This window comes from Tenacibaculum insulae, from assembly GCF_964512435.1.
Classification (GTDB): Bacteria; Bacteroidota; Bacteroidia; order Flavobacteriales; family Flavobacteriaceae; genus Polaribacter; species Polaribacter insulae_A.
In genome coordinates this window covers 17,183-41,722 of sequence record NZ_OZ208512.1, presented here as the reverse complement: position 1 = coordinate 41,722, position 24,540 = coordinate 17,183, and the positions used below count along the sequence as shown (strand labels likewise).

20 protein-coding genes are annotated in these 24,540 nt (G+C 30.6%); 10 read left to right on the top strand and 10 right to left on the bottom strand.

Annotation, left to right across the window (positions count from 1 at the left end; all coding sequences use genetic code 11):
* The first annotated feature begins 209 nt into the window (after positions 1-209).
* From rpmH to ACN5J5_RS00095, 6 genes are all read left to right on the top strand, one after another.
* Positions 210-371, top strand: a complete 162-nt coding sequence (gene rpmH / locus ACN5J5_RS00120) for a 50S ribosomal protein L34 (protein ID WP_068706394.1) — start codon at positions 210-212, stop codon at positions 369-371.
* Positions 372-488: 117 nt separating this feature from the next.
* Positions 489-3,344 carry a carbamoyl-phosphate synthase large subunit gene (gene carB / locus ACN5J5_RS00115; RefSeq protein ID WP_418645340.1) on the top strand — a complete coding sequence of 952 codons (2,856 nt, stop codon included), beginning with the start codon at positions 489-491 and terminating at the stop codon, positions 3,342-3,344.
* 131 nt (positions 3,345-3,475) lie between these two features.
* Positions 3,476-3,931: a MarR family winged helix-turn-helix transcriptional regulator gene (locus tag ACN5J5_RS00110; RefSeq protein ID WP_418645339.1), complete on the top strand. Its 456-nt coding sequence runs from the start codon at positions 3,476-3,478 to the stop codon at positions 3,929-3,931.
* Positions 3,932-3,941: 10 nt separating this feature from the next.
* Positions 3,942-5,072, top strand: coding sequence for an efflux RND transporter periplasmic adaptor subunit (locus tag ACN5J5_RS00105; protein WP_418645338.1), 1,131 nt, complete (start codon positions 3,942-3,944; stop codon positions 5,070-5,072).
* A 3-nt stretch (positions 5,073-5,075) separates the two neighbouring features.
* A complete protein-coding gene (locus tag ACN5J5_RS00100; RefSeq protein WP_418645337.1) occupies positions 5,076-8,234 on the top strand; it encodes an efflux RND transporter permease subunit in 3,159 nt (1,052 codons plus the stop codon).
* Between the two features lie 15 nt (positions 8,235-8,249).
* The gene (locus ACN5J5_RS00095) at positions 8,250-9,572 is read left to right on the top strand and encodes a TolC family protein (protein WP_418645336.1); all 1,323 of its coding nucleotides are present in this window, start codon (positions 8,250-8,252) and stop codon (positions 9,570-9,572) included.
* Between the two features lie 60 nt (positions 9,573-9,632).
* On the opposite strand, the gene ACN5J5_RS00090 is transcribed toward ACN5J5_RS00095, so the two are convergent.
* Both ACN5J5_RS00090 and ACN5J5_RS00085 read right to left on the bottom strand, forming a co-directional pair.
* The gene (locus ACN5J5_RS00090; RefSeq protein WP_418645335.1) at positions 9,633-10,181 is read right to left on the bottom strand and encodes an acyl-CoA thioesterase; all 549 of its coding nucleotides are present in this window, start codon (positions 10,179-10,181) and stop codon (positions 9,633-9,635) included.
* A complete protein-coding gene (locus ACN5J5_RS00085) occupies positions 10,171-10,557 on the bottom strand; it encodes a 6-phosphogluconate dehydrogenase (protein ID WP_418645334.1) in 387 nt (128 codons plus the stop codon). Before ACN5J5_RS00085 ends, ACN5J5_RS00090 begins: the two co-directional genes overlap by 11 nt.
* Before the next feature lie 227 nt (positions 10,558-10,784).
* Between ACN5J5_RS00085 and ACN5J5_RS00080 the strand changes: the two genes are divergently transcribed.
* Entirely contained in the window at positions 10,785-11,960 is a 1,176-nt protein-coding gene (locus ACN5J5_RS00080; protein WP_418645333.1) for a GlmU family protein, read from the top strand.
* Between the two features lie 34 nt (positions 11,961-11,994).
* Here ACN5J5_RS00080 and ACN5J5_RS00075 read toward each other — a convergent pair whose 3' ends face one another.
* The 7 genes from ACN5J5_RS00075 to ACN5J5_RS00045 form a co-directional block, all read right to left on the bottom strand.
* On the bottom strand, positions 11,995-14,322 hold the full coding sequence (locus ACN5J5_RS00075; protein ID WP_418645332.1) for a TonB-dependent receptor plug domain-containing protein: 2,328 nt from the start codon (positions 14,320-14,322) through the stop codon (positions 11,995-11,997).
* Positions 14,323-14,360: 38 nt separating this feature from the next.
* Positions 14,361-15,287 (bottom strand): FecR family protein, encoded by a 927-nt coding sequence (locus ACN5J5_RS00070; RefSeq protein WP_418645331.1) that lies wholly within the window; start codon positions 15,285-15,287, stop codon positions 14,361-14,363.
* Between the two features lie 72 nt (positions 15,288-15,359).
* Positions 15,360-15,878, bottom strand: a complete 519-nt coding sequence (locus ACN5J5_RS00065) for an RNA polymerase sigma factor (RefSeq protein WP_418645330.1) — start codon at positions 15,876-15,878, stop codon at positions 15,360-15,362.
* Between the two features lie 73 nt (positions 15,879-15,951).
* Positions 15,952-17,697: a M14 family metallopeptidase gene (locus ACN5J5_RS00060; protein ID WP_418645329.1), complete on the bottom strand. Its 1,746-nt coding sequence runs from the start codon at positions 17,695-17,697 to the stop codon at positions 15,952-15,954.
* A gap of 12 nt (positions 17,698-17,709) precedes the next feature.
* A complete protein-coding gene (gene coaD / locus ACN5J5_RS00055) occupies positions 17,710-18,162 on the bottom strand; it encodes a pantetheine-phosphate adenylyltransferase (protein ID WP_418645328.1) in 453 nt (150 codons plus the stop codon).
* 36 nt (positions 18,163-18,198) lie between these two features.
* The gene (locus ACN5J5_RS00050) at positions 18,199-18,543 is read right to left on the bottom strand and encodes a DUF3024 domain-containing protein (RefSeq protein WP_418645327.1); all 345 of its coding nucleotides are present in this window, start codon (positions 18,541-18,543) and stop codon (positions 18,199-18,201) included.
* 1 nt (position 18,544) lies between these two features.
* Positions 18,545-19,519 (bottom strand): D-alanine--D-alanine ligase, encoded by a 975-nt coding sequence (locus tag ACN5J5_RS00045; RefSeq protein WP_418645326.1) that lies wholly within the window; start codon positions 19,517-19,519, stop codon positions 18,545-18,547.
* Between the two features lie 142 nt (positions 19,520-19,661).
* Here ACN5J5_RS00045 and ACN5J5_RS00040 point away from each other — a divergent pair, with 142 nt between their 5' ends.
* A complete protein-coding gene (locus ACN5J5_RS00040) occupies positions 19,662-20,240 on the top strand; it encodes a PASTA domain-containing protein (RefSeq protein ID WP_418645325.1) in 579 nt (192 codons plus the stop codon).
* 20 nt (positions 20,241-20,260) lie between these two features.
* Positions 20,261-21,298: an RluA family pseudouridine synthase gene (locus ACN5J5_RS00035; RefSeq protein WP_418645324.1), complete on the top strand. Its 1,038-nt coding sequence runs from the start codon at positions 20,261-20,263 to the stop codon at positions 21,296-21,298.
* An 87-nt stretch (positions 21,299-21,385) separates the two neighbouring features.
* On the opposite strand, the gene cmk is transcribed toward ACN5J5_RS00035, so the two are convergent.
* Positions 21,386-22,075, bottom strand: coding sequence for a (d)CMP kinase (cmk, locus tag ACN5J5_RS00030; RefSeq protein WP_418645323.1), 690 nt, complete (start codon positions 22,073-22,075; stop codon positions 21,386-21,388).
* 234 nt (positions 22,076-22,309) lie between these two features.
* Here cmk and ACN5J5_RS00025 point away from each other — a divergent pair, with 234 nt between their 5' ends.
* On the top strand, positions 22,310-24,535 hold the full coding sequence (locus tag ACN5J5_RS00025) for a gliding motility-associated C-terminal domain-containing protein (protein WP_418645322.1): 2,226 nt from the start codon (positions 22,310-22,312) through the stop codon (positions 24,533-24,535).
* The last annotated feature ends 5 nt before the right edge of the window (positions 24,536-24,540 follow it).

Here is a 24,540-nt window from a genome sequence, read left to right as displayed (position 1 = left end):
AAAGTAAGAAGTCTAACAATTCGAACAAATAAAAAAGTGAAAAAACATTGATTAAAATTGCTTATTTTTGTGAAGTCAAAAAAATATTAAAAAAAGTAAAACTAGTATTTGTCAGACCAAAAAACTGTTGTATATTTGCCCACGCTTTTAGCAGACGGAATTTCATAAAAGCAAACATATAATTAAAGACGATTTTAAAAATATAAATAATGCCGAAAAGAACGTACCAACCATCGAAGAGAAAAAGAAGAAACAAACACGGTTTCAGAGAAAGAATGGCATCTGCTAATGGACGTAAAGTATTAGCTAGAAGAAGAGCAAAAGGAAGAAAGAGCATAAGTGTATCTTCAGCTCCAAGACCAAAAAAATAATGATTAACAATTGTTAATATATTTAAGGTGTTACTATTTTTTAGTAACACCTTTTTTGTAGATATAATATTTTTTATTTTTGAGAAAAAAAACAACAACACAACAACACAAGTAAAAATGCCTAAAAATCAAAATCTTAAATCTATTTTAATAATCGGATCTGGGCCAATTGTTATTGGACAAGCCTGTGAATTTGATTATTCTGGATCACAATCTTTACGATCTTTACGTGAAGATGGAATTGAAACTATTTTAATCAATTCAAATCCTGCAACAATTATGACTGACCCATCAATGGCAGATCATGTGTATTTGTTGCCTTTAACTACAAAATCTATCATTCAAATTTTAAAAGAGCATCCACAAATTGATGCCGTTTTACCAACAATGGGAGGTCAAACAGCATTAAATTTATGTATTGAAGCTGATGATAAAGGAATTTGGAAAGACTTTGATGTAAAATTAATTGGGGTAGATATTGATGCCATTAATGTTACTGAAGATAGAGAGCAGTTTAGAGAATTAATGATTAAAATTGATGTGCCAATGGCGCCACAAGCTACTGCGACATCATTTTTAAAAGGAAAAGAAATTGCACAAGAATTTGGTTTTCCGTTAGTAATTCGTTCTTCTTATACCTTAGGTGGGGCAGGAGCTTCAATAGTTTATGACCCAAATGATTTTGACGAATTATTACGTAGAGGTTTGGAAGCATCGCCAATTCATGAGGTGATGATTGATAAAGCAATGATGGGATGGAAAGAATACGAGTTAGAATTATTACGTGATAAAAATGATAACGTAGTAATTATCTGTTCTATAGAAAATATGGATCCGATGGGAATTCATACTGGAGATTCTATTACTGTTGCACCAGCAATGACGCTTTCTGATAAAACATATCAAAAAATGCGTGACATGGCAATAAAAATGATGCGTTCTATTGGTGATTTTGAAGGTGGATGTAACGTTCAGTTTGCAGTATCACCAGATGAAAAGGAAGATATCATTGCTATTGAAATTAATCCACGTGTGTCGCGTTCATCCGCTTTAGCGAGTAAAGCAACAGGATATCCTATTGCAAAAGTAGCTACAAAATTAGCGATTGGTTACACGTTAGATGAATTAGAAAACGGAATTACAAAATCTACTTCAGCTTTATTTGAGCCAACATTAGATTATGTAATTGTAAAAATACCTCGTTGGAATTTTGATAAATTTGAAGGTTCTGACAGAACATTAGGTTTACAAATGAAAGCCGTTGGTGAGGTAATGGGAATTGGGCGTTCTTTTCAAGAAGCATTGCACAAAGCAACACAATCGTTAGAAATTAAACGTAATGGTTTAGGTGCTGATGGAAAAGGTTATAAAGATTACAACCAAATTATTGATAAATTAACCAACGCAAGTTGGGATAGAGTTTTTGCGATTTATGATGCTATTGCAATGGGAATTCCATTGAGTCAAATCTACGAAATCACAAAAATTGATATGTGGTATTTAAAGCAATATGAAGAACTTTTTCAATTAGAAAAAGAAATTTCTAAATACACGATCGAAACTTTAGAAAGAGATTTGTTACTGGAAGCGAAGCAAAAAGGATATGGTGATCGACAGATTGCACATATGTTAGATTGTTTAGAAAGTCAAGTTTACAGTAAAAGAGAAGAACTTAAAATAAACAGAGTTTACAAATTAGTTGATACTTGTGCAGCTGAGTTTACAGCAAAAACACCATATTATTATTCAACTTTTGAAAATGATATTGAAACTGCTGAAGGAAAAGTTTTTGTTGAAAACGAAAGTGTAGTTACCGATAAGAAAAAAATAATAGTTTTAGGTTCAGGACCCAACAGAATTGGACAAGGAATTGAATTTGATTACTGTTGTGTACACGGAGTTTTAGCGGCGGCAGAATGTGGTTACGAAACAATTATGATTAACTGTAATCCAGAAACGGTTTCTACTGATTTTGATACCGCTGATAAATTATATTTCGAGCCAGTTTTTTGGGAGCATATTTATGACATCATCAAACATGAAAAGCCAGAAGGTGTAATTGTTCAATTAGGTGGGCAAACTGCTTTAAAATTAGCTGAAAAGTTAACGAAATACGGAATTAAAATTATTGGAACATCTTTTGAAGCATTAGATATTGCTGAAGATAGAGGACGTTTTTCTTCAATGTTGAAAGAAAATAATATTCCTTTTCCAGAATTTGGTATTGCTGAAACTGCAGATGAAGCTTTAACTTTAGCAGATGAATTAGATTTCCCTATTTTAGTAAGACCTTCTTATGTTTTAGGTGGTCAAGGAATGAAAATTGTCATCAACAAAGAAGAGTTGGTTGAGCATGTTGTTGATTTATTAAAAGGAATGCCTGGAAATAAATTATTATTAGATCATTATTTAGATGGTGCAATTGAAGCTGAAGCTGATGCAATTTGTGATGCTGACGGAAATGTGTATATCATCGGAATTATGGAACATATTGAGCCTTGTGGAGTGCATTCTGGAGATTCAAACGCTACCTTACCAGCCTTTAATTTAGGTGAGTTTGTAATGCAACAAATTAAAGATCATACACGCACAATTGCTACTGAATTAAAAACGGTTGGTTTGATAAATATTCAGTTTGCAATTAAAAACGATACGGTTTATATTATTGAAGCAAATCCAAGAGCTTCTCGTACAGTTCCTTTTATCGCAAAAGCATATAAAGAACCGTATGTAAACTATGCAACAAAGGTAATGTTAGGTGAGAAAAAAGTTACAGATTTTGATTTCAATCCACAATTAGAAGGATATGCAATTAAGCAACCTGTTTTCTCTTTTAACAAGTTTCCGAATGTGAATAAGAAATTAGGTCCAGAAATGAAATCAACAGGAGAAAGTATTCTTTTTATAGATGATTTAAAAGACGATCAATTTTACGATTTATATGCAAGACGTAAAATGTATTTGAGTAAATAAAATTATAAGCTAAATTTTTAAAAACCGAAACTGATATAGTTTCGGTTTTTTTTAACAAAAAATTAATAAGTTGCATATGCAACTATATTTTAATTAAAGAGTATTTTTACATGAAATTTTAAGATAATTTTATGGGAATCGAAAACACTTTAGCTCCTTGGTTAGGAAGGACTTCTAAAATGATTGATAATCATGTTCAAGAGCTTTTTTGTAAAAAAGACATTTGTTTAACTAAAATACAATGGGTTTTTTTGAAAAAAGTACAAGAGCAAAACGGAGTAGCGCAACAAGAACTTGCTTTTTTAACTGGTAGAGATAAAACATCGTTAACAAGGCTTGTAAACACAATGGAAAAGAAAAATTTGGTAGCTCGGATTCCATCAAAATCAGATAAGCGAATTAATAACATTCATATTACTAAAAAAGGAATGTTGTTATATGAAGAAACCTTACCAATGATAGAAAAATTTGTGAATTCTTTACAAAAAGACATTTCAGAGCAAGAAATAGCACAAACCATAAAAGTAATTCAAAAAATACAAGAAAACTTAAATATAAAATCAGCTAAAAGTTGCAGTAGCAACTAAATATATAAATATGAGAAAACTAATTATAGTAGGAGCCGGAATTGTAGTACTTGGGTTGTCGTTTTTAATATCTAATTTATTAAAAAATAGTAAAAAAGCCGCTAAACAAGAAGTTGTTAAAGTAGAAAAAACCGTTTTTGTTAAAGAAGTTAAAAACGGAGAAGTAGCTATAAATATTACAGCGAATGGAAACTTAGTTGCTAAAAATAAAGTGGCCATTTTTTCTGAAGTACAAGGTGTTTTAAAAGGAACAGGTAAAGAATTTAAAGCAGGTGTTTCTTATAAAAAAGGGCAAACGTTATTACATATTAATAGTCAAGAGTTTTATGCATCTATTCAGTCGCAAAGAAGTTCATTACAAAATTTAATAGCTTCTATTATGCCAGATATGCGATTAGATTATCCTGAATCTTTTAAAAAATGGGATGTATATTTAAAAAACTTCAATATAAAAAGTATTGTAAAACCGCTTCCTGAGCCAAGTTCTGATAAAGAAAAGTATTTTATTACTGGTAAAAATATATATACAAATTTTTATAATTTAAAAAATTTAGAAGCTCGATTAAGTAAGTATAATTTACGCGCTCCTTTTAACGGTATTCTTACAGAAACATTAGTTACTAACGGAACTCTTGTAAGAGTTGGGCAAAAAATGGGTGAATTTATAGATGCATCTGTATTTGAATTACCATTGTCTGTTAATGCAGGTTTTGCTGATATTTTACAAGTAAATAAAAAAGTAACGCTTTATAATTTAGAAAAAACAAAAACTTGGATAGGAAGAGTGGCAAGAATTAATGGTAAAATTGATCAAGCTACGCAAACTGTTCAGGTATTTATTGAAGTGAAAGGAAAAGATGTAAGAGAAGGGATGCATTTAGAAGCAAATGTGCCTGTAAAAACGGCAACCGAAGCTATTGAAATTGATAGAAAATTATTGATAGAAAATAATTCGGTTTACGTGGTAAAAAACAATGTGTTAGACTTGATAAAGGTTAACCCGATTCATTTTAACGAAAAAACAGTAGTTGTAAAAGGCTTAAAAAATGGAGATAAATTAGTAGAAAAACCAGTGGCAGGAGCTTATGTTGGTTTGCCTGTAACTATTTTTTCGGCTACTAAAAACACTGCAAAAAAATAAGATATGAAAAAAGTAATCGCATATTTTATAAAATACCCCGTAGCAGTAAACATCATTATTATTGCATTTGTAATTTTAGGAATTTTAGGTTTTTCTTCTTTAAAATCGTCATTTTTTCCGTTAACGGATGCTAAAAATATCACGATAAATGTAGCTTATCCAGGTGCTTCTCCACAAGAAATGGAAGAAGGTATTGTTTTAAAGATTGAAGATAATTTAAAAGGATTGGTAGGTGTTGATAGAGTAACTTCAACATCTTCAGAAAATTCAGCAAATATATCTGTTGAAGTTTTAAAAGGCTATGATATTAACGTGGTTTTGGCAGATGTTAAAAACGCGGTAGATAAAGTACCTAATTTTCCATCAGGAATGGAGCCTGCTGTAATTGCTAAAAGAGAAAAAATTGCAGAAACTGTTAGTTTTGTGGTTACAGGAGATGAAATTCCGTTAAAATCACTAAAAAATATTGCAAGAGATATTGAAAATGATATTCGTAGAATTGATGGGATTTCGCAAATTTCTGTGTCAGGTTACCCTGCTGAAGAAATTGAAATTGCGGTTAGAGAAAACGATTTATTAGCTTATAATTTAACGTTTAATCAAGTTGCAAACGCGGTATCTAAAGCAAATATTTTAACCTCAGGAGGTTCTGTAAAAACAGATGCTGAAGAGTATTTAATTCGCGCAAATAATCGTTCGTATTATGGTGATGAGCTTGATAATTTAGTGGTAAAAGCTGAAACATCAGGAGCAATTATTAGATTAAAAGATGTGGCAACGGTAAAAGATATTTGGAACGAAACACCCAATAGAAATTTTTATAACGGAGATTTAGCGGTAAGAATTCAGGTAAATAATACCAATAATGAAGATTTGTTATCATCTGCAGAAAAAATTAATGATTATATAAAAAAGTTTAACAAAGAACACGATAACGTACATATTGAAATTACAAGAGATTCATCAATAACCTTAAATCAACGTACCGAATTATTGTTTAAAAATGCGTGGCAAGGAATGTTGTTGGTAATGTTGTTTTTGTCATTATTTTTACGTCCTCGATTAGCATTTTGGGTAGCTGCAGGGTTACCAGTAGCCTTTTTCGGAATGTTTATGTTGGCTGGTTATTTTAACATCACCATAAATGTATTATCATTATTTGGGATGATTATTGTAATCGGTATTTTGGTGGATGACGGAATTGTAATTGCTGAAAATATTTATCATCATTATGAAAAAGGTAAAAACCCTATTAGAGCGGCAATTGACGGAACGATGGAGGTTGTGCCCCCAATTATTTCGGCAATTACCACAACAGTTTTAGCGTTTTCAGTATTTTTCTTTTTAGATGGTGATATTGGTGCTTTTTTTGGTGAAGTTGCTACTGTGGTTGCATTAACATTGATTTTATCTTTAGTAGAGGCTTTAATTATTTTACCAGCTCACGTTGCGCATTCAAAAGCATTAGATAGAAATCAAAAATTATATGCTTTTAATAAATATGCAGAAGATTTTATGGATTTTATGCGCGATAAATTATACGCGCCAGCATTACGATTTGTATTAAATAATAAATTCTTCGGATTGGTAATTCCGGTTGCTTTATTGATGATTACTATTGGCGCATTTCAAGGAGGAATTATTAGAGGAACTTTTTTTCCATCCATAGCGAGTGATAGAGTTTCGGTAAACTTAACAATGCCACAAGGAACCAACGAAAAAATTACAGATAGTATTATTTCGATTATTGAAGCTAAAACTTGGGAGGTAGAAAAAGAATTTACAGAGAAATATGCAATTACAAACGAACCTGTAGTTGAAAATGTGTTAAAACAAATTGGCCCAGGATCAGCAAAAGCATCATTACGAATTAACTTATTACCAGGTGAAACAAGAACGTTTAGTTCTGGTGAAATTACCAACGAAATCAGAAAAAGAGTAGGAGAAATTTATGGAGTAGAATCGTTAACTTTTGGGTCTGGTGGAAATTTTGGAGGAAGCCCGGTTTCAGTTTCTTTATTAAGTAATAATATTAAGGAATTAAAAGCTGCAAAAACAGAGTTAAAAGCTGAATTAACTAAAAATCAGAATTTAAAAGATATAACAGATAGTGATCCGCAAGGAATTAAAGAAATTAACATGCGATTAAAGGAAAACGCGCATTTGTTAGGATTGAATTTAAACGATGTAATGTCGCAAATTAGAAGCGGATTTTTTGGTCGTCAAGCGCAACGTTTTCAGCGTGGTCAAGATGAAATTAAAGTTTGGGTTCGTTATGATAAAAAAGAACGTTCATCAATTAAAAATTTAGATGACATGCGTATTGTTACACCAACTGGCAGTAGAGTTCCGTTATCTGAAATTGCAACGTACACTATTCAACGTGGTGAAATATCTATTAATCATTTAGATGGACAGCGCGAAATAAAAGTAAATGCCGATTTAAAAGATGCGCAAGGAAGTGCTACCGATGTTTTAGATGATATTAAAACAAGGTTAATGCCGCAAATTAATGCAAAATATCCGTCGGTAACCGCATTGTATGAAGGTCAAAACAGAGAAGCATCAAAAGTTTCAAGTTCAGCGGCACTTGTAGCGCCAGTAATTTTATTGCTAATTTATATTGTAATTGTATTTACATTCCGTTCTTACGGCCAGCCATTTATGTTGTTAATTATGGTGCCGTTTAGTTTAATAGGAGTTGCTTGGGGGCACTGGTTTCACGGATTTCCTGTAAATATTTTATCATTTTTAGGAATCATTGCCTTGGTAGGAATTATGGTTAATGATGGTTTGGTATTGATAAGTAAATTTAACAGTTATTTAAAAGAAGGGATGAAGTTTGAAGAGGCTTTATTTGCAGCAGGTAAATCTAGATTTAGAGCTATATTTTTAACAACCATAACTACAGTTGCAGGTTTAGCTCCTTTAATTTTAGAAACAAGTCGTCAAGCACAATTTTTAATACCAATGGCAATATCTATTGCTTACGGAATTGTAATTGCAACTTTTTTAACGCTATTAACTTTACCCGTTTTATTGTCTATTTCAAACTATTCGAAAGTATATACAAAATGGCTTTGGGAAGGTAAAAAACCATCAAAAGAAGAGGTTGAAAGAGCAATTATTGAGTTAGAATCAGAAAAAGAAGCAGTAGAATAATAAAAGAAAATTAAGATGAAAACAATATATTTAAGTATCCTTTTTTTATTTGTAAGTATTTCTTTTTACGGACAAGAAGTTTTATCAAAAGAAAAAGCGGTAGAAATTACTTTAAAAAATAATTACGATATCAGAGTTACTAAAAATAATGTAGCTGCCGCTAAAAACAATAAAAGTATTTATAATAGTGGTTATTTACCAACTGTAACTGGAAATGCAGGAGCAACGTATAGTAAAAATGACACTGATAATGAGTTTGAAAATGGTACTACCAATTCGGTTACTGGCGCTGAGTCTAAAAACTACAATGCTTCTATAGGTTTAAATTACACTCTTTTTAATGGTTTTAACAGGCAAAATACATTTAAACGTTTAAAAGAACAATATAATTTAACCGAATTACAAGCACGTCAGGTAATTGAAAATACCTTAACAACATTGTTTTTGGCGTACTATGAAGTAGGAAGATTATCTGAAAACGAAAAAACACAAAAAGAAACATTGGCAATTTCTAAAAGACGTTTACAAAGAGCTACTTATAGTTTTGATTATGGTCAGAACACAAAATTAGATGTGTTAAATGCTGAAGTTGATGTAAATAAAGACAGCATTACTTATATTGATGTAAAAAGAGAATTAGCAAATGCTAAAAGAGATTTGAATGTAGTTTTAGGTAGAAGTGTAAATACGCCAATGACAGTAAATACAAACGTAAATTATGCTGTTGATTTAAATTTAACAGATGTTTTACAGCAAGCTAAAAGTAACAATGCAAATTTATTACAAACAAAAAAGAATATTGAGTTAAGGCAGTTAGATGTTAAAATTAATAAATCTGGATGGATGCCAAATGTAGGTTTAACAAGTTCGTATGCTTGGACAAAAAGTAATAATGATGCAGTAAATGCATTTAGTCCAATTTCTAACACCCGAAAAGGTTTAAATGCTGGTGTAAATTTATCTTGGAATATTTTTGATGGCGGGCGCACAAAAACTAATGTTACCAACGCGAAAATAGCGTTAGAAACACAAGAAATTCAAAAATTACAGCAAGAAGAGCGTTTAGAAAGAGATGTAAATAATGCGTGGGAAACTTATCAAAATGCCTTGTTTTCGTTACAAGTTCAAGAAAAAAATGTAATAACCAATAAGCTTAATTTTGATAGAACTAAAGAGCGTTATAAATTAGGACAAGTTACTTCTATTGATTTTCGTCAAGCTCAAGTAAATTTAATAAATGCTGAGTTAAGTGTAAGTAATGCAAAATATACTGCAAAAAATGCAGAATTACAATTGTTGCAATTAGCAGGAAGTTTATTAGAAAATAAGAACTTTTAGAGCTTTATATTCTAAATAATGTACAAAAATCCGAAGTTTTTAACTTCGGATTTTTGTGTTTTATAGCTCAATTTTTACTTTATAGTTTTCTAATTCTTTAACATAATCATGAGGTGTAAAATCTTCACTGTCAAATTCATCTTGACGCTTTTTTTTCATTTCAATTCGTTTTACAGCTTTTAAAAAACGACTTACCTCAATATCATCAATAACAATTAAACCAGGAACTTCAATACTTTTTCCTGCTTCATTTTTAGCAACCATAGTAAAATAAGAGGAATTACAGTGTTTTTTTTCTCCAGTTCTAATGTTTTCAGCATCTACACGAACACCAACAACCATCGAGGTTCTTCCTACATAATTTACTGATGCTTTCATGGTAACGAGTTCGCCAACTTCAATCGGATTTAAAAAATCAACTGTATCTACAGATGCTGTTACACAGTATTCACCAGAGTGTTTAGAGGCACAAGCAAAAGCAATTTGATCAAGAAGAGATAAAATATATCCACCATGAATTTTACCACTAAAATTGGCATGTACAGGTAACATTAATTCTGAAATTGAAACGCGTGTTTCTGCTACGTATTTGTGTTTTTTACTGCTCATTTTCTAATTGTAATCCTCTAAAATGTGGAGAAACTTCTTCATCTACCTTAGTAACAAAATATTTTGTATCACCTAACCAAAAAAAGGATCCAAAGCGCTCTTTGTAAGTTACTTTAACATAACGACCTTGGTATTTTTTTAAATCAGCAATAACTTGCTTTTTTTTACTTTCAACAGAAAAAGAAAAAATTTGAGCTCCAGATATTCCTTGACTAATTTCGCCCTCCCATGTTTTAGTGAAAACTCCTTTATGGCTAATTTTTATTAATTCGCCAGAGCGAACTCCTTCGCTATAAGGTACAAAATATATAAATGCGTAATAAAAACTAGCAATTACTATAATAACTCCAATAATGTAGGCTAATACTTTTTTCATAAAACAAAAGTAATATTTAGAAATTATAAATAACATATATTTTTTAGTGAGTATTCTAGTTGATTGCTTAAAAGTTATTGATGATGAAAATTATTTCGCTGTTTATTTTTGTTTTTTGGTTGTTTGTGTGTGTTTTTGTGTTGTTTGTCTTTTTTTAATTTAACTAAAAGCAGATGGATTTTCGTGTAATTAATCATCAATATTATATATTTGCCAAAAAATAAAATATGAATTACATTTTGTTCGACGGTGATGTTCGTAATGCATTATTACCATTAACCTATACAAAACCAGTTGCAGATATTAGAGTAGGTATTTTAACGATTAGAGAAAAATGGGAAAAATACTTAGGTTTAACTACAACAACCGTAACAGAAGCATATTTAGAAGAAAAGTATCCAATGGTAGAAATGGAAGAAAATGTGTTACTTAACGCTTCTTTTTTACCAACTAAATCATTGATAGCGCAAGTTAAAAATCTAACTAAAAATCAAGCTATTTTTAAAGGAGAGGATGTTATTGCTTTTTTTACTGAAGATACACAAGAAGCGGTAGATTTTTCTGTTTATGAGCAAATAGAGTTTGAAGAGGAAATTATTCAAATAAAAAACACTTGGGATATTTTTGCTTTAAATGACAAAGCAATTAGAAACGATTTTGATTTAATTACTGAAGGAAGAACTTCTGAACCGATACCAGAAACGGTTAATTTTATAAATAAAGAAGATATTTTTATTGAAGAAGGAGCAGAGTTAACATTTGCTTCTTTAAATGCATCTAAAGGACCAATTTATATTGGTAAAAATGCAAAAATTATGGAGGGATCGGTTGTTAGAGGCGCTTTAGCAATGTGCGAAAATTCTATCTTAAAAATGGGGACAAGAATATACGGAGCAACTACTTTAGGCCCTCATTGTAAGGTTGGAGGAGAAATAAATAACGTTGTTTTAATGGGGTATTCTAATAAAGGTCATGATGGATATTTAGGAAATTCGGTTATAGGAGAATGGTGTAATTTAGGAGCAGGAACGAACAATTCTAACTTAAAAAATAATTATGCTGAAGTAAAATTATGGAGTTATGAAACAGGGCGTTTTGCTAAAACAGGCTTACAGTTTTGTGGTTTAATTATGGGAGATCATTCTAAATGCGGAATTAGCACAATGTTTAATACCGGAACCGTAATAGGCGTGTCTTCAAATATTTTTGGAAGTGGTTTTCCAAGAAATTTTGTGCCATCATATAGTTGGGGAGGAGCTTCAGGATTTACAGAGTATAAAACAAATAAAGTTTTTGAAGTAGCTGAAGTTGTTATGAAAAGGCGTAATATAGAATTTGATGAAAAAGAGAGAAAAATTCTAGAACATGTTTTTGAAGAAACAAAAAAATACAGAAATTATTAAAAAATAACCTCGCAATATTGTGAGGTTTTTTCTTTTAAAAACTAACTCTAAAAACTAAATTAGGTGTTAAACCTAAAGAAGTTTTATCTACTTTTCCTAATTCATAAGTAACGGTATTGTTGTTAACAACAGGTATGGCTGTATATGACCTGCTAATGATGTTTTTTTGATTGTATATGTTTAAAATAGAAAACCCTAATTTACCTTTCCAGTTTTTAGAAAAGTTAAAGGAGTAAGTTACAGAAGTATCTAAACGATGGTATTTTGGTAAGCGTTTAGAATTTATATGATCTGTATCTAAGATAATAAGAAGTCCGCCAGTATTTGGATCAGTTATTAATTCATCTGCAGAAGTGTATGGATTTCCTGTTCTATACATCCAACCTAAAGAGAACTCGTAATTATTAAGTTTATATGCGTGCGACCACGAAAAATAGTTTGTAATGTCGTGATTTGCAGGGAAAAATTTATTTTCTAAATCTAAAAACTTAAACCTATTTTTAGTGTACGAATAATTAATCCAAGTTCTATAATTATTAAATTTTTTGTTGATTAGTAAATCAACACCAAAAATTTCACCTTCTCCTATCGAAAAATCTGTTGTTTGATCATTATATCCTCTTGTTTGCGAAGTCATTCCGCTTACATCTTTAATATAAGTTTCAATATCTATTTTCCATTTGTTTTTATTGTAAACAAAACCAGATGAAGTTTGAAAGCTTTTTTGAAGTAGTACATCATCACCATTTACTTGTGCCCAAATTTGATTTTCTAAATCAAAACCTAAGCTAGAAGTTTGAAACTCTACAATTTGCCCTAAGGTTTGATGTTTTTGTTCAAAAGAAGTTTTAAAATTAAGGCTGTTTGTAAGTTTTTTTTCGATGTATAAACGAGGTTCAATTACCGATTTATGTATCCTATCAAAATAATTAAATCTAACCCCTGAATTTATTTTCCAATCATTTGTATCATAAATATACTCAGCAAATAACGAATGTGTATTATTAGTTCCTTTATCCTTTTTTACATTGCTATTGGTAATAAGGTGATTCAAAAAAGTTTTATGATCTAACAGGTATTCTGTTTCATTTGATAAGAAGTCGTAACCGAATAAAAAACTACTTTTATCATTTAATTGATAGTCTAAATTGTATGAAAAACCAATGTCTTTTACAGTATTGTTTTTTATAGACTCTTGTATAATATAATTATCGATATAATTATAATTTCCTGAATAATTTAATTTAAAACTAGAAAAGTAGACTTTAAAGTTGTGTGCTAATTTCGGGGAAAATTCTTTATTCCATAAAAAGCTCAATCCATTATTTTTAATGTTTAAATTATCTAAATAAACATCTCTATAATATGGTATTTTAAAACTATTAGAAAGTTTGTTTTTAGTGTGTAAAAAATTAAAAGATAAAGTTTCATTAACAGATGGTTTAATGGTTAGTTTTGCCGAATAATCAGCAAAATAAAAATTATTATCTCTGTTAAAGGGAATGTTTTTGCTAAGAATATTCCTTTCTTGATTGGCATCAAAAGTTTGAAATACCTTGTTTGATAATTTATTAAAAGTAAAAGAATTAATTATATCTGTAAAAGAGCGTCTAAAAGATGTGGTAAAAGCTACTTTTTTTGATAAAGGAATCTTAATAAAAGCATCGGCATGGGTCATGTTAAATCCAAATCCTCCTGATGTTTTTGTAGGAATACTGTCATCAGTTTTTATGTCTATTACTCCAGATATTTTATTTCCATAACGAGCTTGTGTTCCACTTTTAGAAAGGGTTATTTTTTTAGATGTATATGGGTTAAAAGCAGATAATGTTCCAAAAAAATGTCCAGAATAATACATTTTTATTCCATCCCAAAAAATCAAATTCTGATCAGGTGTTCCACCTCTTATGTATATTCCAGCTGCAGATTCATCTGGACTTAATACACCTGGAATAATTTTTAAGCTTTCTAAAACATCAGGCTCTGTTAAACCGGGCAATACACCAAGTTGTTGCGGTAAAATAGAAATAGAACCATTTTTGTTTTTGTTGATACCAGAGGTAACATAATTGTTAATTAAAACTTCGTTTAATACATTGTATTGGTAACTTGTTTTTTGAATTGTAATAAAGTAATAGCGATCGTTTATTTTATTAAATTTCAGAGTAGTTCGAAGTTCAATTTCGGCTATCAGTTCAGTTAACAAACAATTGTTTTTTGTAAACGAAAAAGTTGTTTTATCAATTAGATTAGAATCAAAAGAAAACTTGATTTTAAAATTGTTTTCAGTCTTCTTTAAAACATCTAATATTGGCATATCAAAAAAGGCAATGTCTATTTTTTCTTGAGAAAAAATAGACATTGTTAAGCATATAAAAAGAATACTTAATTTTTTGTGCATTAATTAGGTGTTAATATAACCGAACTATTTTCTGCTAATTTAAATGAAATTTTCATAGGAGCAAAAACAGTTTTTAAGGCAATATTAACATCGTTATGAGTAAAAGCACCAGTAAAACGTTTAGTTGTATCTATTTTATTGGTGTTAATATTTAAGTTATATTGTTTTTCTAGAGTTAAAATAACGTTACTTAAAGGCGTGTTATTAAAAGTGCTTTCACCATTTATCCAAGATGGATTTTCACTAGAGAAAATCCAGTTTTCAGAGGTGTTTTTATAAACTCTAAAAGCTTTTCCTTTGGTTAAAATAATTTCATTTTTATTTTTAGAAATTGCTTTTACTTTTCCTTCAAAACATTGCACTTCAAAGAAGTTTTTCGAAGCATTTACTGTAAATTTAGTACCTAAAACGGTAACATTACCTTCGTTTGTACTAACAGTAAAAGAGCTTCCTTTTTCTACTTCAAAATAAGCTTTACCACTTAAAGTTACAAGTCTATTATTATCCCAATTTTCTTTGTTAAATTTTAAATTAGCATCTGCAGAAAGTTGTACGATAGAGTTGTCAGGAAGCTTTACAGTTGTTTGCTCACCATATTTTGTTGAGAAATTAGCAACTGAATTATCGTTATTATTTAAAAAGAAAACTGTTAAAAGAAGTATTACTGACGCTGCAGCGCTATACATCCATTTAGGGGCAAGTTTTATAACTTTTAAAGTAGCTTTCTTTTTAGTTAATTTTTTTGAAATTTTTGTAAAACTATCAGTTTTATTAAAATCAGGAGCTTTTAATTGTTGAGCTGCATCATTTATTTTTTTGAATTGATGAAAATCATCAGACTCTTCAAATTGTTTTAATTCGTCAGGAGACAAGTCATTTGCAACCCACCGAGCTAAAAAAGTATCCTCTGTAAATTTATTTTTCATAATTCTGTTATACTAGCGATTTATATAAAAACAATTAAAATGTTAATTACCCTAACAATAAATGTTTTTTTGTTAAATTTTACCAATTTGTTCTTTAACAATTAATAAAGCTTTACTCATTCTTTTCTCTACAGCCTTTACTGATATGCCAACAATTTCAGCAATTTCAGTATATTTTTTTTTGTCAATTCTACTTAAAAGAAAAACTTCTCGTTGTTTTTCTGGCAAATCGGCTATTGTTTTTTTTAGTTTTTGATAAAATTCTTCTTCTTCTAAAATAAATTGCGGAGTTTCTATTGTTCTGTCAGGAGCAAGGCTTCTTCTTTGGTGTTCTAAAACCACTTTTTTATGAGCCACCTCATTTAAAAAATGGTTGTTTGCAACGGTGTATAAAAAAGATTTAGCTTTTTCAAACATTATTTTAGAGCAGTTGTTCCAAAGTTTTATATAAGCTTCTTGAACAACATCTTCCGCCTGTTGCCTACTACCACATTTGTAATAAATGTAATTTCTTAGGGATTGAGAATGTTTGTTAAAAATTTCTTCAAAATTTTTTTGCTCACAAACAGATTTTAGGGGAATTTTATTCACAAAGTTATTTTACTAATAAGGGCAAAAGTATAAAATTGAAATTAAGAATTACCGAAAAAAACAGATAACTACATTAGTATTTTTTATAAATTGGTAGTTTTAGATGAGATTTTTCATAATGTGGTGTTTTTTTATAGATATAATATAATTGAGCATAAGTGTTTTTAGCAAAATTTAAATCGTTTTTAATTTTATCGTCAAACTCATTTTTAATCTTCGGATTGTCTTTTAAAAATTGTTCAGCAACATCCTCAAAAACATAAGATGAAAATCCTTCTTTTTGCTGTAAAATGGTGTCAAAAAAGTTCCAGTTAAAAAACGAATCTGTAGCAGCTGCTTCTAAAGTTTCAATAATGTATCGAACTCCTTTTTGTTGTGTAGAAATATAAAGATCTCCTTTTTTAAATTTAACAACAGCTAAGGTTTCTTTAACAGTGGTGTTATAATGCAAGTAATGTCCTTCGTAAGCTGATTTTCGAGTGTCAAAATTATCGACGTGTTGGGTTGCGACATTTATAAGTGTGTCATTTTTAAAACGAGTAAATTTAATGTTGTTATTTTTTAACCTTTCTATAATTTTATGCCAACTTTGTTGTAAAATATAAGCTTCTGGAATGTTTATTTTTTTGGTTGCTTTAAAATTATTGTAGTAAGTTGTTTTTTTAGTGTAGGGCTTATTTTTATCATAAAATAATCGTTTTCCGTTGGTTACTTTGCTATCAATATAAGTGCCTTCGTAACCTTTAAAATTTAATGTTGTAGGATTTTCTTTATCCGCAGTAAAAACAATTGGATATGTTTTTTTTACCAATAAGTCTTCCAAATTTTTCTTTCGGAGTGCTTTAATTTTTAAAGAGTTTTTTTCTGTAAAATCTAAGGTAGATAATAGTAACTCATAGGTTTGTGTTACTCTAATTTTATACGGTTTTAACATGTGTGTTTCTACCATTAACCCTAAAGTATTGAATAGTGTTGTATAGCCAGTTGAGTATCTTGGAGAATCGTAAAATTGCGACCATCCTTTTTCGGGTGTATTGCCCCAAACATTTACGTAAGGTGTAATTATAATTTGTTTTTCTTCTAATGATTTTTCTATAAACGGACGCATTTCGGTTTCTAAAAAATCACCAAGTTTTCCGCCTAGTTTGTTGTGTTGCGTAAATAAATGTGTAATTGCATATTGGTAATCGGCACCATTGCTTACATGGTTATCTATAAAAACATCCGGATTTATGGTGTGAAATATTTTAGCAAATTCCGCAGCATTTTTGGTGTCTTGTTTTATAAAATCGCGATTTAAATCATAATTACGTGCATTTCCTCTAAAACCATATTCTTTTGGGCCATTTTGATTGGCTCTTGTGTGCGAATTTCTATTTAAAGCTCCGCCAATATTATAAACCGGAATTACGCAAATTAAAGCGTTTTTGTATGCTTTTTTTAACGAGTCATTTTGTACAATGTTTCTTAAAAGTAACATAGATGCGTCTATTCCGTCAGACTCTCCTGGATGTATTCCGTTATTAATTAAAATTCGGTTTTTAGATGAATTTTTTAATTCCTTTAAATTGATTTTTCCGTCATTATTAAAAACAACTAAGTGTAATGGTTTTCCTGAATCTGTTTCTCCAAATTCAACTAAAGATATTTCTTGATAAGCTTCTGCTAAATTTTTGTAAAACGAAATAACCTCTTTGTATGTCGGAGTTTCTGTTCCGTTTGAGGTTTCGAAAAGTGTTGTAAAATTGTATGCTTTTTTGTCAATATTTTGTTTACATCCGATGCAAATCAATAATAAAAGAACGCGTAATTTTTTCAAAATAAAAGAGTTTTAAATTTTAACAGCATCAGGTACCAAACCAGTGTAATCACCATCGTTTCTAATAACATCGCGTACAATTGATGATGAAATGTAGCTTTTACCAGAAGAGGTTAATAAAAAAACGGTTTCTATTTCTGATAGTTTTCTGTTAGTATGTGCAATGGCTTTTTCAAACTCAAAATCAGCAGGATTTCGCAAGCCTCTTAAAATAAACTCCGCATTTTCTTCTTTACAAAAGTTTACGGTTAATCCGCTATAAGTAACTACTTTAATTTTTGGTTGATGCTTAAAAGTTTCTTCAATAAAACGTTTGCGTTCATCTAAAGAAAACATGTATTTTTTATCGGCATTTATACCAATTGCAATTACTAATTCGTCAAATAAAGTAACGCCGCGTTCAATAATATCTACATGTCCCAAAGTAATTGGGTCAAAAGATCCTGGAAAAATTGCTTTTTTCATAAAATTAGGTGTTTAAAAGGTTTTTTTTGGTTTTGATTAGCCGAAAAAACAACCATTTATATCTTTTTTAATTATTTGAATAATTTCATCTAAATGTGTCGATTTAGGAAAAGGTTTATACAATTCCCATTTTTCATTAGCTCGCATCCAATATAAGTTCCATTCTAATTTAGATTTATAAAATCGGATTTTAGCAAACTCGATATGATTTTTTTCTTTAGGATCTAACCAGTTGGGTCTAATTTCGTAAAGAATAGCGATGTTTTTATCAAAAGAATATCCAAAATCTAATTGTTTTCTAATTTCTAGATCTTCAGGGCGTATTGATGCTACAAAATTTTTAATTGTAGCTTCATTAATATTTATAGTCGTGTTTTCCATTTTATTTTAAGGCAGTTTCTATGGCGTTACCAAATAATTCGGTTAACGAAATACCTGCGCAATTTGCTTGTTGTGGTAAAATACTAGCTTCGGTTAAGCCAGGAACAGTATTCATTTCTAAAAAATGAGGTTCGTCGTTTACAAAAATGTATTCAGAGCGAGAAAATCCGCTCATATTTAAAATTTCGTACACGCGTTTTGCAATTTCGCTAACTCTTTTTTCTTGTGATTTTGAAATGCGTGCAGGTGTTATTTCTTGTGATTTTCCTTCGTATTTGGCTTCGTAATCGAAAAAATCATTTTCTGATTCAATTTCGGTAATTGGTAAAACAGTTGTGGTTCCTTTATATTGAATAACACCAACAGAAACTTCAACACCGTCTAAAAAACTTTCAATCAATATTTCTGAATCTTCTTTGTAAGCAACCTCTAAAGCAGGTATTAATTCTTCTTCGGTATGAACTTTTGAAATTCCGAAGCTAGAACCCGCATTATTAGGTTTAACGAAACAAGGTAAACCTACTTTTTTAATAATTTCATCAACATTTATAGAGTCTCCTTGATTTAAATATACTGATGTTGCTGCCGGAATTCCGTATTGTTTTACAACACTTAAGGTATCGCGTTTGTTAAAAGTTAATGCCATTTGATAAAAAGGAGCAGAGGTATGTTTTAAACCAATTAAATCAAAATACGCTAAAATAGTTCCGTTTTCACCCGGTGCACCATGAATTGCATTAAAAACAACATCAAAAGTTATTTTATTGCCATTTACATCCGCAGAAAAATCGTGCTTATTTATAGGGTGTTCTTGCTCATTATCATCTACTAAAACCCATTTATTTTTTAAAATATGAATTTTATAGGCGTTGTATTTTTGATTGTCAAGATGTTTATAAACTACTGCGCCGCTTTTTAAGGATATTGCTACTTCAGAAGAATATCCGCCCATAATAATAGCTATGTTTTTTTTCACTTTAAATGCTTTTGATTTATTTTTTAGCAAAATAGTTGCCCTAAGTTTATACAAACTTACCAAAAAAACTCGTTTAAGAGTTTATGAATTAAAAATAGTAATATTTTTACTGTAAATTTGCGCCATCTTACAAAAAAATGATATGAGTAATATTTCTGAAAAAAATAAAAGTTTATTTCAATTTATAAAAAGCAAAACATTTTTAATACAGATAGGAATTGCGATTGTTTCGTTGTTTTTATTTGTTTTTGCGTTACAATGGTGGTTAGGGGTTACAACCAATCACGATCAAAAAATACAGGTGCCAAATTTGCATAAAATGTCGTTGGCAGAGGTTGAGCAAAAATTAGAAGAACTTCATTTAGATTTTATTATAATTGATAGTGCTACGTATAATCCTGATTATCCAAAAAAATCGGTTATAGAGCAAGATCCAGAAGTAGGTGATTTTGTAAAAGAAAAACGTAAGCTATATTTAACGTTAAATCCGTCGAAATATAGAGACGTAGAAATTCCTGATTTAAACGGACGTACAAAAAGACAAGCAACCACCCATTTACAATCGCAAGGTTTTATTGTGGGTAAAAAGGTTGTTAGAGTAAGAGATATAGGAAAAGATGTTGTTAGAGGTTTGCTGTATAATGGCAAAAGAATTACTCCGGGAACAAAATTACCAAAAAAGACAACTATTAACCTTGTTTTAGGAGACGGAAACAGGTAACAAATTTATATAATTGATTCATGCAGGAAGATGTAAACTTAGCTATAGAAAACGACGATTTATACGAACATCATAGGTTTGTAGCAACCGAAGGACAAGAGCCTTTGCGTGTAGATAAATTTTTAATGAATTTTATTGAAAATTCTACACGAAATAAAATTCAGCAAGCAGCCAAAGCAGGAAATGTTTTGGTAAATGAGGTGGTTGTAAAACCCAACCATAAAGTAAAGCCAAAAGATGTAGTTCGGGTGGTTTTAGCGTATCCGCCAGCCGAAAACTTATTAGTAGCCGAAGATATTCCGTTAGATATTGTTTACGAAGACGATGCTGTAATTGTGGTAAACAAACCAGCAGGAATGGTAGTGCACCCGGGTCACGGAAATTATTCGGGAACTTTAGTAAATGGTTTAATTCATCATATAGAAAATTTACCAACCAACTCTAACGAACGCCCAGGTTTGGTACATCGTATTGATAAAGACACGAGTGGTTTGTTGGTAGTTGCAAAGACAGAATTTGCGATGGCGCATTTATCAAAACAATTTTTTGATAGAACTACAGAACGTTTGTACTATGCATTGGTTTGGGGTAATATTGATGAAGATTCAGGTACCATTGAAGGGAATATAGGACGTAGTTTTAGAAACCGTTTACAAATGGATGTTTTTCCGGAGGGAGACCACGGTAAACATGCGGTAACACACTATAAGGTTTTAGAGCGTCTTACCTATGTTACTTTAGTGCAATGTAAGTTAGAAACAGGTAGAACACATCAAATTAGAGCACATTTTAAACATATTGGGCATACACTTTTTAATGATGAACGTTACGGAGGTGATGCAATTTTAAAAGGTACTACTTTTACAAAGTATAAGCAGTTTGTACAAAATTGCTTTAAAACTTTACCAAGACAAGCATTACATGCAAAAACGTTAGGTTTTACGCATCCTACGACAGGAAAATTTATGCAGTTTAACACTGATATTCCTTCGGATATTGAAGATTGTTTAGCGAAATGGCGAACGTATTCAGAGAATTCGAAATACGAAGATGAATAAAATTTTATAGTATAAACTAAAAATATAAGCTCCAATTTTATTAAAAATTGGAGCTTTGTTTTTGTATAAATAAATAACAGTAGAAAATTATTGTAATCGCATATCAACTAAACTCATAATACGCTCAAACTGTTCTTTTAATCCCATGTCAGAATTGTCAAATTCTATCGCATCTTTAGCTAAAATTAAAGGAGAATCTTTACGGGTAGAATCTATTCTGTCACGTTCTTGAACGTTGTGTAAAATTTCCTCGTAATTTACTTTTTCACCACGATCTAATAATTCTTTATAACGGCGGGTGGCTCTTTTATCTGCAGATGCTGTCATAAATAATTTTAATTCGGCATCCGGAAAAACAACCGTACCAATATCACGACCATCCATTACAATTCCTTTGTTTTTACCCATTTCTTGTTGTTCGAAAACTAATTTTTTACGTACTTCAGAAATTGTAGCAACTTTACTAACTAGTTTAGATACTTTAAGTGTTCTAATTTCTTTTTCAACATTTAGGTTGTTTAAGTAAGCTTCAGCAAAACCTAAAGCATCATTAAAAACAAAAGACAATGAAATGTTGTGTAGGTTGGCTATTAAATCCTCTGAATTAAAATGTGTTTCAGAAATGTAATTTTGTTGCATTGCATACAAAGTCACTGCTCGGTACATAGCACCTGTATCGACATAAATATAGCTAAGTTTATTGGCTAATTGTTTAGCGATAGTGCTTTTTCCTGTTGATGAAAATCCGTCAATAGCAATAATAATTTTTGGTGTCATAACTTAAAAAATTAGAGATACAAATATACGTTAGATTTCTGTTTTTTTATCAATATTTTATGAATATCAGTAGGTTTTAAAAAGCTTGATATTTAGTGTTTTACCCTATGTTTTTGTTCTTAGTTGCAAGTTTGATTTACTTTTTATATATTTCAATAATAATATTATGTAGCGAGTTGATTCATTTTTTTTAAAAAAAGTGTATTTTTATCGCCCCTTAAGGAACCCTTTTAAATGAATAAAATAACTAAAAGCATACAAATACTTTTAGCTGTGTTATTTCTCTGTATGCACTGTAATACAGCGTTTTCACAAACTTTAAACACTCCAGTTATTGCTGGTGGTGGTTCTGCCTGTGACCCTACAGGAACAACAAATTTTCCAGTCGATTTTTCTTTTAGCGGAAGTGTTTTTAATTCGGATAATGTTTTTTTTATCGAACTATCGGATGAAAATGGGAGTTTTGCAGATGCTTCTAAGGTAAAAGAATTACGAAAATTAGAAAGTACGGCAGCAAATAATTACAATCAAGCATTTAATATTAGTACGAGTTTTATATTACCAGCAGATACTTTTGGTAAAAACTATAAAGTAAGAATTAGAACAACTTCTCCTGTTATGGAGTCAGAATCTGTTTCTTTTGAAGCATACCACGATATGGTAACTGATTCTGAAATAGGAATTAATAACGATCAAGATTTTGCACTGTGTGATGGAGAAAGTAAAGAGGTTTCTTTAACTACGGATGTTGTTGGAGAGTACCAATGGTTTAGAAGAGTAGGTACTACAGATACGTTGGTGGCTACTACTCAAGATCCTAAATTTACCATAACGCAAGCTGGTACTTATTTTGTAGTGATTGACTACGGAAATTGTGGAGGGCCAAAATCAAGATTTATCAAAGCAATTGGTATTGCCAATTCAGATGCGCAAATAAATGGAGCTGCGGTAATTGAAATTTGTGGCGATGAAGCACATACTTTCGAAGCAACTTCTAATGATACTGCTTATACCTACGAATGGTATAAAGATGATGAGTTAAAACAAACATCTAATTCAAATACTTATACCACGCCAACAGCCGGGCAATTTGGTGTTTATCATTTAATTGTAAAATTAGGGGATTGCGAGGTGAAATCTAACGAAGTTGAATTAAAACAAAAAACAACGGCAGATTTTACTGTAACAACAACCGGTGCTTTAAAAACAATACTTTTACCAGGAGAAGCAAGAGAGCTATGTATTCAGCACGATGCTTCGTCTGCAACTATTCAATGGTATAAAGATGATTCTCCTTTGGGAGCTAGAAGACAATTATGTATGAATGCAACTGGAGCAGGATTGTATTTTGCAAGGGTAACAAAAAGTGTTTCAGGTTCTTGTAATTTAGTGGTAGATTCTGATGTGTACGAATTAATAGCGGTAAAATCTTTTGATGCCGTTATTAGAACTGAAGATAATTACGAAGAATGTATTGCCAATGCAACAACTTTAAGTATTGTTGGGGTAAAAGCAATTGGGATGGATGATGAAGAATATGATTTGTCGTCTGATCAATTAGCAATGCTAAATTATCAATGGAAAAAAGAAGGAGTTGCAATTACAGGAGCAGACCAAGAAACCTATAATGTAAACTCTTATTTAGATAACGGAATTTATTCTTTAGCTGTTAGTGTAGGTTCTTTAGCAACAGACTCAAACGAATTACCAGTACAGCTAATTGTAAAAGATCCTGTAATTACGTCAACCTCTACTTCAAACTCATTATGCCCTGGAGGAGACATTACTTATACAATAGATGCTTTAGTGGCAGGTTATACATACGAGTGGTTTAAAGATGGTGATACAACACCTGTAGCGAGTAATGTAGCAGATTTTATGGTAACAGAAATTGGCGAATATGTACTAAAAATAACAGGTTTTGGTTGTGAAAAAACATTTGCACCTATAAATGTAGTGCTATTTGATGCTTCTGTAGTTGCAGTAACACCTTCAGAAAAAGTAGTGCTTATTCAAGGACAAACTGTTACAGTAACAGCCTCTGGTGCCGAAAACTATGTTTGGTATCAAGGAGAAGATAGTTTAGGTACAGTATTATCTACAAACGAAACATTAGATGTAAGTAATTTAGGTTTTTATACGGTGGTAGCTACAGTAGGCGCTTGTACGGTAGAAAAAACAATAGAAGTTGTAGAACAAGATGATCAAGTAATTGTACCAAATATTGTAACTCCGAATCAAGACGGAATTAACGATACTTGGCAATTATCAAATAAATATGCATTTCAACCTTCGGTAGAAATACAATTGTACAATTCGAACGGAAAAGAAATTTTTAAAGTAACCGATTATAAAAATGATTGGCCTTTAGAAAGTTTAGGGAAACAAAAAATCTTTTATTATAAAATTATAAAAGACGATGTTTTACTTAAAGCAGGAACTATATCTATATTAGATTAAAGATT